This is a genomic window from Agilicoccus flavus, assembly GCF_014857905.1.
Taxonomy (GTDB): domain Bacteria; phylum Actinomycetota; class Actinomycetes; order Actinomycetales; family Dermatophilaceae; genus Agilicoccus; species Agilicoccus flavus.
Map to the genome: position 1 here is coordinate 1 of NZ_JACYXE010000034.1, position 2,211 is coordinate 2,211.

The 2,211-nt window shown below is 50.8% G+C and carries 1 protein-coding gene; it reads left to right on the forward strand.

Features of this window, described 5'->3' with window-relative positions:
* Nucleotides 1-48: 48 nt before the first annotated feature.
* Nucleotides 49-2,211, forward strand: a 2,163-nt coding sequence (locus tag ICW24_RS20045) for a hypothetical protein (RefSeq protein WP_226347292.1), incomplete at its 3' end; no start/stop codon positions are given.

Below are 2,211 nucleotides of genomic sequence, written 5' to 3' on the forward strand. Positions count from 1 at the left end.
TACGATGGCAAGAAGGCATGCTGGGTGCCTGATGAAAAGGAGGGCTTCGTGCAGGGCGAGATCAAGGCCACCAAGGGAGACCTGGTCACCGTCAACCTGCCCGGTGGCGAGACTAAAGACTTCAAAAAGGATCAAGTAGCGCAAGTCAACCCGCCCAAGTACGAAAAATGCGAAGATATGTCCAACTTGACATATCTCAACGACGCTTCAGTATTGTATAATTTGAAGCAGAGATATTACCATAAACTCATTTACACGTACTCGGGTCTCTTCTGTGTGGCCATCAACCCTTACAAGAGATTCCCCGTGTACACGACACGATGCGCCAAGCTGTACCGTGGCAAGCGTCGTTCGGAAGTGCCACCTCACATCTTCGCCATTTCCGACGGCGCTTACGTCAACATGCTGACCAACCACGAGAATCAATCTATGTTGATTACCGGTGAGTCTGGTGCTGGTAAGACTGAGAACACGAAGAAGGTAATTGCGTACTTCGCCACTGTCGGTGCCTCCCAGAAGAAGGACCCAAGCCAGGAGAAGAAGGGCTCCCTGGAAGATCAAGTAGTACAAACCAACCCTGTACTTGAAGCGTTCGGTAACGCTAAGACCGTCCGTAACGACAACTCCTCTCGTTTCGGTAAATTCATCCGTATCCATTTCGGTCCATCCGGAAAACTGGCTGGTGCTGACATCGAAACCTATCTGCTTGAGAAGGCTCGTGTCATCTCCCAGCAAGCTCTTGAGCGTTCTTACCACATCTTCTACCAGATGATGTCCGGCTCCGTCAACGGTCTTAAAGCCATCTGCCTTTTGTCCAACGACGTCATGGACTACAACATCGTGTCCCAAGGAAAGACGGTCATTCCCGGCGTCGATGACGGGGAGGAAATGAGAATTACCGACCAAGCCTTCGACATCCTTGGTTTCACCCAAGAGGAGAAAGACAATGTATACAAGATCACTGCTGCCGTCATGCATATGGGCTGCATGAAGTTCAAGCAGAGGGGTCGCGAGGAGCAGGCCGAGGCTGACGGTACCGAGGACGGTGACAAAGTTGCCAAGCTCCTCGGCGTCGACTGCGCTGACCTGTACAAGAACTTGTTGAAGCCCCGCATCAAGGTCGGAAACGAGTTCGTGACCCAGGGTCGTAACAAGGACCAGGTCATCAACTCCGTTGGTGCCCTCTGCAAGGGTATCTTCGATCGTCTCTTCAAGTGGCTCGTCAAGAAATGTAACGAGACCCTAGACACCAAACAAAAGAGGCAGCACTTCATCGGTGTACTGGATATTGCTGGTTTCGAAATTTTCGACTTCAACGGTTTCGAGCAACTCTGCATTAACTTCACCAATGAGAAACTGCAACAGTTCTTTAACCATCACATGTTCGTGCTCGAGCAAGAGGAGTACCAGCGCGAAGGCATCGAATGGACTTTCATTGATTTTGGCATGGACCTCCAAAATTGCATTGACCTTATTGAAAAGCCTATGGGTATCCTCTCCATTCTTGAGGAAGAGTCTATGTTCCCGAAAGCCACCGACCAGACCTTCGTTGAGAAGCTGAACAACAACCACTTGGGCAAATCTGCTCCTTACTTGAAGCCCAAACCCCCCAAGCCAGGTTGCCAAGCTGCTCACTTCGCCATTGGTCACTACGCCGGTAACGTCGGCTACAACATCACCGGTTGGCTCGAGAAGAACAAGGACCCGCTTAACGACACCGTCGTCGACCAGTTCAAGAAGGGCCAGAACAAACTTCTGGTCGAGATCTTCGCTGATCATCCTGGCCAGTCTGGTGATGCTTCCGGCGGTGCCGGTGGCAAGGGCGGTCGTGGAAAGAAGGGTGGTGGTTTCGCTACCGTTTCCTCCGCTTACAGGGAACAACTTAACAACTTGATGACGACGCTGAGATCCACCCAACCTCACTTCGTGCGTTGTATCATTCCCAATGAATTGAAACAGGCTGGTCTCATCGACTCTCACCTTGTGATGCATCAGCTCACCTGTAACGGTGTGCTTGAAGGCATCCGTATTTGCCGTAAAGGTTTCCCCAACAGAATGGTATACCCTGACTTCAAGCTCCGATACAAAATTCTGTGCCCGAACCTCATCAAAGAACCTATCACACCGGAGAAAGCCACCGAGAAAATTCTCGAACAAACTGGTCTGGATTCGGAATCTTTCAGGCTCGGAAAGACAAAGGTATTCTTCCGC